Source organism: Mesorhizobium sp. M7A.F.Ca.US.006.04.2.1 (genome assembly GCF_004022915.1).
In the GTDB taxonomy this organism is placed as follows: Bacteria; Pseudomonadota; Alphaproteobacteria; order Rhizobiales; family Rhizobiaceae; genus Mesorhizobium; species Mesorhizobium ciceri.
In genome coordinates, this window is record NZ_RZQA01000240.1 from 1 (window position 1) to 7,590 (window position 7,590).

At 63.1% G+C, this 7,590-nt stretch carries 8 protein-coding genes and 1 pseudogene; 3 read left to right on the forward strand and 6 right to left on the reverse strand.

Annotation, left to right across the window (positions count from 1 at the left end; translation table 11 throughout):
- The 6 genes and pseudogenes from EN925_RS14945 to EN925_RS14970 form a co-directional block, all read right to left on the reverse strand.
- Positions 1 to 330, reverse strand: a pseudogene (locus EN925_RS14945) (succinate--CoA ligase subunit alpha); the annotation flags it as partial.
- Between the two features lie 41 nt (positions 331 to 371).
- Positions 372 to 743, reverse strand: a complete 372-nt coding sequence (locus EN925_RS14950) for a cupin domain-containing protein (protein ID WP_013528848.1) — start codon at positions 741 to 743, stop codon at positions 372 to 374.
- Between the two features lie 4 nt (positions 744 to 747).
- Positions 748 to 1,941, reverse strand: a complete 1,194-nt coding sequence (gene sucC / locus EN925_RS14955) for an ADP-forming succinate--CoA ligase subunit beta (RefSeq protein WP_024504973.1) — start codon at positions 1,939 to 1,941, stop codon at positions 748 to 750.
- A 43-nt stretch (positions 1,942 to 1,984) separates the two neighbouring features.
- On the reverse strand, positions 1,985 to 2,953 hold the full coding sequence (mdh, locus tag EN925_RS14960; protein WP_013528846.1) for a malate dehydrogenase: 969 nt from the start codon (positions 2,951 to 2,953) through the stop codon (positions 1,985 to 1,987).
- 369 nt (positions 2,954 to 3,322) lie between these two features.
- A complete protein-coding gene (gene zapE, locus EN925_RS14965; RefSeq protein ID WP_013528845.1) occupies positions 3,323 to 4,522 on the reverse strand; it encodes a cell division protein ZapE in 1,200 nt (399 codons plus the stop codon).
- 166 nt (positions 4,523 to 4,688) lie between these two features.
- A complete protein-coding gene (locus tag EN925_RS14970) occupies positions 4,689 to 5,228 on the reverse strand; it encodes a protease inhibitor Inh/omp19 family protein (protein ID WP_013528844.1) in 540 nt (179 codons plus the stop codon).
- Between the two features lie 279 nt (positions 5,229 to 5,507).
- On the opposite strand from EN925_RS14970, the gene EN925_RS14975 reads away from it, so the two are divergent.
- The 3 genes from EN925_RS14975 to dapF form a co-directional block, all read left to right on the forward strand.
- Positions 5,508 to 6,527 carry an MBL fold metallo-hydrolase gene (locus EN925_RS14975; protein ID WP_127369572.1) on the forward strand — a complete coding sequence of 340 codons (1,020 nt, stop codon included), beginning with the start codon at positions 5,508 to 5,510 and terminating at the stop codon, positions 6,525 to 6,527.
- Between the two features lie 82 nt (positions 6,528 to 6,609).
- On the forward strand, positions 6,610 to 6,771 hold the full coding sequence (locus EN925_RS14980; RefSeq protein WP_013528842.1) for a DUF1328 family protein: 162 nt from the start codon (positions 6,610 to 6,612) through the stop codon (positions 6,769 to 6,771).
- Positions 6,772 to 6,867: 96 nt separating this feature from the next.
- The coding region (gene dapF, locus EN925_RS14985; protein ID WP_128336657.1) for a diaminopimelate epimerase at positions 6,868 to 7,590 on the forward strand (723 nt) is incomplete at its 3' end.

Genomic DNA, 7,590 nt, shown 5'->3' on the forward strand with positions numbered 1-7,590 from the left:
GTCCATCACCGGTATGCCTTCGGTGATGCAGATGATCAGCGGGATCTCGGCCTCGATCGCTTCGAGGATGGCTTCGGCGGCGCCTGCCGGCGGCACATAGACGACGGACGCATTGGCACCGGTCTTTTCCTTGCCCTCGGCGACGGTGGCGAAGATCGGCAGGCTTTCGCCCTTCGCGCCGGTCCACGTCTCGCCACCCTTCTTGGGATGGATGCCGCCGACCATTTTCGTGCCGTGATAGGCCAGCGCCTGTTCGGTGTGGAACGTGCCGGTCTTGCCGGTCAGGCCCTGCACCAGCACCTTGGTGTTCTTGTCGACGAGGATGGACATGGGAGCCCTTTTCTAAAAACCGTTGATCGAGGAAAACATGGTCAGAGCCGCTTCAAGTCGGCGACGGTGAGGTCGCTCTTGGCGTTGCCGGTGTTGAGCGTCGTTGCCGGCTCGAACATCAGCACCACGGGCTCAACGGTGAGCGAGCGCGGCCGGTGTTCGACGCCGCGCGGCACGACGATGAAATCGCCCTCGCCGAGTTCGACCGGGCCGTCGCGGAAATCGATGGCAATACGCCCACGCAGCACGAGGAAGGCTTCGTCCTCATTGTCATGCGCGTGCCAATCGAAGACCTCGCCGAACTTGGCGACCTTCGCCTGGCTGTCGTTGACGTCGCCGGCGATATGCGGATCGAAGACCTTCTTGATCTTTTGATCCGCAGCCTCGACCAGGTTTATCTTATGCGGAGGCACCAGATCAGCCCTTCACCGCCGCCACGATCTTCTTGGCTGCATCGTCGAGATCGTCGGCCGACACCACGTTCAGGCCGCTGTCGTTGATGATCTTCTTGCCCAGCTCGGCATTGGTGCCTTCCAGGCGCACCACCAGCGGCACTTCCAGGCCGACTTCCTTGACCGCGGCAATGACGCCCTCGGCAATGATGTCGCACTTCATGATGCCGCCGAAGATGTTGATCAGGATGCCCTTGACCGCCGGATCCCTGGTGATGATCTTGAACGCCGCCGTCACTTTTTCCTTGGACGCACCGCCGCCGACATCGAGGAAGTTGGCGGGTTCGGCGCCATAGAGCTTGATGATGTCCATCGTCGCCATGGCAAGGCCGGCGCCGTTGACCATGCAGCCGATATTGCCGTCGAGCGCGACATAGGCGAGGTCGTATTTCGACGCCTCGATTTCCTTCTCGTCCTCTTCGGTGGTGTCGCGCAGTTCGAGCACGTCGGGGTGACGGAACAGCGCGTTGTTGTCGAACGACACTTTTGCGTCGAGCACGCGCAGCCGGCCGTTCTTCATGACGATCAGCGGATTGACCTCGAGCAGGCTCATGTCCTTCTCGACGAAGGCCTTGTAGAGGATCGGGAACAGCGTATCGCCGTCCTTGGCCGCATCGCCGTCGAGCTTGAGCGCGCCGTTGAGCGCCTTCAGGTCGGCTGAAGTGACACCTTTTTCCGGGTCGATGGCGACGGTGATGATCTTTTCCGGCGTGTCATGCGCGACCGCCTCGATGTCCATGCCGCCCTCGGTCGAGACGACGAAGGCAATGCGGCCGACCGAACGGTCGACCAGGATCGACAGATAGAGCTCGCGTTCGATGTCGGCGCCGTCTTCGATATAGAGGCGGTTGACCTGCTTGCCGGCCGGGCCGGTCTGCTTGGTCACCAGAGTGTTGCCCAGCATCTCGTTGGCGTTGGCGACGACATCGGCCACCGATTTCGCCAGCCGCACGCCGCCCTTGGCGTCCGGGCCGAGCTCGGTGAATTTGCCCTTGCCGCGGCCGCCGGCATGGATCTGGCTCTTCACCACATAGAGCGGGCCCGGCAGCGCCTTGGCGGCGGCTTCCGCTTCGCTCGCCTTGAACACCGGCACGCCTTCGGCCACCGGCGCGCCGAACGACTTCAGCAGTGCCTTGCCCTGATACTCATGGATGTTCATCTGGATGGTCTCCGGATCGACTGGGGGTTCACTTACTGGAGATTCATTTGGAGGCGAGTTGCGGCGCGATCTTGACGCAGGCCTCGGTCAGGCCCTGCACCGTCGCCACGGAGGAGTCGAACATCTTCTGCTCGCTCTTGTTGAGCTCGATCTCGATGATGCGCTCGACGCCGCCGGCGCCGATGACCACGGGAACGCCGACATAGGTATTCTTGACGCCATACTGGCCGGAGAGATACGCCGCGCAGGGCAGCACGCGCTTCTTGTCCTTGAGATAGGCTTCGGCCATCGAGATCGCCGAAGCGGCCGGCGCGTAATAGGCCGAGCCGGTCTTGAGCAGGCCGACGATCTCGGCGCCGCCGTCGCGGGTGCGCTGCACGATCTGGTCGAGCTTCTCCTTCGAGGTCCAGCCCATCTTGATGAGGTCGGGCAGCGGAATGCCCGATACCGTCGAGTAGCGGATCATCGGCACCATGGAATCGCCGTGGCCGCCGAGCACGAAGGCGGTGACGTCCTCGACCGAGACCTTGAATTCCTCGGCCAGGAAATAGCGGAAGCGCGCGCTGTCGAGCACGCCGGCCATGCCGACGACGTGGCTGTTGGGCAGGCCTGAGAATTTCTGCAGCGCCCAGACCATGGCGTCGAGCGGGTTTGTAATGCAGATGACGAAAGCCTTCGGCGCATACTTCTTCAGCCCGGCGCCGACCTGCTCCATGACCTTGAGGTTGATGCCCAAAAGGTCGTCGCGGCTCATGCCGGGCTTGCGCGGCACGCCGGCGGTGACGATGCAGACGTCGGCGCCTTCGATGCCGGCATAGTCGTTGATGCCGGTGAGCCTGGAGTCGAAGCCATCGACCGGCGACGACTGCGCGATATCGAGCCCCTTGCCCTGCGGGATACCTTCGGCAATATCGAACAGCACCACGTCGCCGAGGTCCTTGAGGCCGATCATGTGAGCGAGCGTGCCGCCGATCATGCCAGAGCCGATAAGCGCTATCTTGTTGCGTGCCATGTGAGGATGTTTTCCCTTTGTCGGTGACGACGTCTCAAATCTCTGGTGACTTGATGGTGGCGTCGAAGAAGAGGCCGGAATGCTGCGGGGAACCGCGAATTTTCGCCGCACCCAATAGCCCCGGCACGGAAAAAATTCAAACGATTATTTTGGCGTCAGTGTTTTCAATCGGTTAGATCATTTGGGATTTACGTAAACGTCGGAGTTTGTAAGCCGACTTGGGAGGAAATAACCGACGAAGATGGAAATCGTAAGGCTGGATGCGGGTAATGACGCCCTTGTGATGCGGGTGGCCGAGGAGGTTCGGGTTGTAGACGTTGGCATGACAGAGGGGGGCAAAGGATCGCTACCGACGCATTCCCTGGAAATTCAGGCCTGCGCCTGCTGTGCCTCTGGCGCCGGCTTCCCTTTCTGCCGCTCCGCCCAATCCTCCAGCCAGTCGCGACTTTGCATCTCGATCAGCCGCGATGCGGTGCGCTCGAACTCGAAGACCTCCACGCCGCGCTTGGCGGCATAAAGCGCTTGCGGCGGCGCTTCGGCGCTCACCACCAGCCGCACATGATGGTCGTAGAGCGTGTCGATCAGAAGGATGAAGCGTTTGGCCTCGTTGCGCTTGCCTTCGCCGAGCACCGGGACGTGGTCGATGAAAATGGTTGAGAAGCGCCCGGCGATCGCCAGGAAATCGCGCGCGCCAAGCGGCTTTTCGCAGAGATCGGCGAAGGAGAACCGCGCCGCATCGCCTGCCGCACGCGGCACGATCACCTGCCGCCCTTTGAGGGCAATCGATGTCTCGGCGGTCGGCGCGTTGCGCGTCATGGCTTGCCAGGCCTCGTCGAGTAGCTGGTCCGCCGCCGCATCGGCCGGCGTGACATAGACCGGTGTCCGGGCGAGCTTTTCCAGCCGGTAGTCCTTGTCGGCATCGAGCGCCAGCACCTGTGTGTGCCGCTCCAGTATGCCGATGAAGGGCAGGAAAAGCTGACGGTTCAGCCCGTCGCTGTAGAGGTTTTCCGGCGCCACATTCGAGGTGGCGACCAGCACCACACCGCTGGCAAACAGCGCCGAAAACAACCTGGACAGGATCATCGCGTCGGCGATGTCGGTGACCGAGAACTCGTCGAAGCACAGCACCCAGGCTTGCTCGGCAAGGGCCTTGGCCACCGGCGGGATCGGGTCGTCCTGCTTGACATCGCCGTTCTTGCGCGCCTGCCGGTGCTTCTGGATACGGTCCTGCACGTCCGCCATGAAGTCGTTGAAGTGGACGCGGCGCTTGCGCCGCACCGGCAGCAACTCGAAGAACATATCCATCAGCATGGTCTTGCCGCGACCGACGCCGCCATGGATGTAAAGGCCTTTGACGGCCTCATGCGTCTCGCGCTTGCGGGCGAACAGCCAGCCCAGCGCGCTCGACTTATGCGCCAGCCGCTTGGCCGAGATCTCATCGGTCAGCCGGTCGAGCGCCGCAACGATCCGTTCCTGCGCCGGATCGCGGTCGATCGTACCGGTTTCCACCAGATGCTCGTAGCGCTGCCTGACGGTCGCATGGGTCTGGAGGCCGTCACGCAGATGCATCGGTCACGTCATTTGTTTATGCATGTCGCTGTCCCGAAATCGGGGTCACTTCTGCGCGACACGCATTCGGAGGACTAAAGCGGTCGTGTCTGAACGGATTCAGACGACCCGCTTTAGATCTTTGTTTTCCCAAAACCGCGGCCACTTTTGGGCGACATGCATTAGCCTACCTTGTAAGCGAAATCGGCTGGCCGTTGGAAGTCTGGCCGTCGAATTTCGAGCCGCCCGAGGAATAGAGCCGCGCCAGCGCACCGCCACTCTCGTCATAGAGCGTCAGCTGCTTGCCGGCGACGTTCCACGACTTGACGCCGTCCATCGGCGCCGGGCAATGCAGCGGCCCAGCGCGGAAGCCGGCGCCGAATTTGGTCTGCGGTGTCGCCACCTTGCAGCTCTGGCCCGCAACGCTGGCGTTCCAGACACCGGCGACGCTGGCGGCAGTCACGTCCGAAGCGCCGGCCGGCGCCGAACCATCCGAAGGCAGCGCGGCGACCTGCGTGTTCGCAGGAGCGGTCGGGAATTGAGACGGGTCGGTGGTGCCGGGCGATGCCGGCGGCGGCAGTTGGTTCGCCGTCACCTTGCCGGCGGGCGCGGCCTCCAGCGGTGCCGGCTGCTGGTCATCCATCGAGGAGAAACGCGAGGTCGAACAGCCGCTCGCAACGAGCGCCGCCAGCGATACGGCCACCAGACCGGTTTTCGAAAAAGTCATTCCAACCTCCGTCGGATCCGGCTGGGGGGAAGCCGTCCGCACAATCTCACCCCCACCAAGATGGAGAAGGTGGCGAAATTTCAACCCGATATGGTTAAAATACAGTTTGCAGCAAGAATTGTTGCAAATTTATCGCAATCGCGGCGGCTGACCGCTTGTCGCGCGTCGCCTGGGGATCCGGTCAAAGCAGTGCAGCGCCGACATTCGACGGTTGGACGCTTGCGCGAGCCGCCTTAGCGCCTATGTCTGGAAAACGAAACACCTGCCGGAGCCGCAAAATTGGCCGCGAGAAAGACAGCCGCCAATCGCTATTATAGCGGCCCGCCCAGCGACCATTTCGACGGCGCATTGTTCTTCAATCCCGACGGCCAGCCACCCGGCCGTTTCGCCGACCTGCTGAAATGGCAGTTGAATGGCCAGCGCTCGAAATGGCCGGCGAGCGATGCAAGCCCCTTTCCGCAGGCGAAACCGACGGCTCGGGTCGAGGGCGCCGCGCTGAAAGTGACCATGGTTGGCCATTCCACCTTGCTGGTCCAGACGGCCGGTCTGAACATCCTTACCGATCCGGTGTGGTCGCTGCGCGCCTCGCCGCTTTCCTTCGCCGGACCAAAACGCATCAATGCGCCAGGCATCGCCTTTGCCGACCTGCCGCCGATCGACCTCGTGCTGGTCAGCCACAACCACTACGACCATCTCGACCTCGCCACGTTGAGGCGGCTGAAGGCCGGCCACGACCCGCTGGTGCTCACTCCGCTCGGCAACGACGCCATCATCGAAGCCGCCGTGCCCGGCATGCGGCTGTCGGCGCATGACTGGGGCGACAGGGTCGAGATCGGCGACGGCGCCGCCATTCATGTCGAGCCGGTGCATCACTGGTCGGCGCGTGGCGCCCGCGACCGGCGCATGGCGCTCTGGGCCGGCTTTGTCGTCGAAACGCCTGACGGCAAGCTCTATTTCGCCGGCGACACCGGCTTCCACGATGGCATCAACTACCGGCGGATGGCCGAGAAACATGGCGGTTTCCGCTTCGCCATCCTGCCGATCGGCGCTTATGAGCCGCGCTGGTTCATGGCGCCGCAGCACCAGAACCCCTGGGAAGCGGTGCAAGGCATGACGCTGTGCAACGCCGCCCATGCCGCCGGCTGTCACTGGGGCACCTTCCAGCTCACCGACGAGCCGATCGACGAGCCGGCGCGCAAATTGACCGAGGCGCTTGACGATCGAGGCATCCCACGCGAGCGCTTTCGCGCCTTGCGGCCGGGCGAGGTCTGGGATGTGCCGGAGCACATAGCGCCCTGATCCGCATCGGTTCGACGGAACCCCAGCGCTGCAACCGCGTTTTCATGTGGTTGAAATATTTGCCGGTTTGCGAGGCATTGTCATGCTCAAATGGATTATCATTCTCCTGATCGTCGCCGCGGCGGCGAGCTTGCTCGGCATGCCGGCACTGGCAGGTGCCGCGGCCACCGGTGCGCGTATCCTTATCGGCATCGTTCTGATCATCTTCCTGCTGGTGGTGCTGGGCATTTTCGCCGTCACGTAAGTCCGGCGCTTTCGCCGAGACCAAGCGGCTGCGCACTGGTAATTCCTGCCCGTTTCCGCCATATAGCGCCAAACGGACACGGAATTTTTCGGAGCAATGGCCAGCACTGCCCCTTTCGCCAAGATGAACGGCATCGGCAACGAGATCATCGTTGCCGATATGCGTGGCCGTGCCGATCGGGTGACGGCGGCGGCGGCGGTTGCGCTGAACGCCGATGCCGCGACCAGCTTCGACCAGATCATGGCGATCCATGACGCCAGGACGTCTGGCACCGCCTTTTTCATCGACATCCTGAATTCCGATGGAACCGGTGCGCAGGCCTGCGGCAATGGCATGCGCTGCGTCGTCCAGGCGCTCGCCGCCGAGACCGGCCAGAAGATCTTCACCTTCGAGACCGTGGCGGGCATCCTCAATGCGCGCGAACACGCCGACGGTTCGATCTCGGTCGACATGGGCACGCCGCGCTTCGGCTGGCAGGATATCCCGCTGGCCGAGGAATTCCGCGACACCCGCATGATCGAGCTGCAGATCGGCCCGATCGACGCTCCCGTGCTGCATTCACCCTCGGTCGTTTCGATGGGCAACCCGCACGCGATCTTCTGGGTCGACAACGACGTCTGGTCCTACGAGCTCGACCGCTTCGGTCCGCTGCTCGAGAACCACCCGATGTTCCCCGAGCGCGCCAACATAACCATCGCTCAGGTTACTTCGCCCGAAACCATGATCATCCGCACCTGGGAACGCGGCGCCGGCCTGACCAAGGCCTGCGGTTCGGCCTCCTGCGCGGCCGTGGTGGCCGCGGCCCGCACCAACCGGACC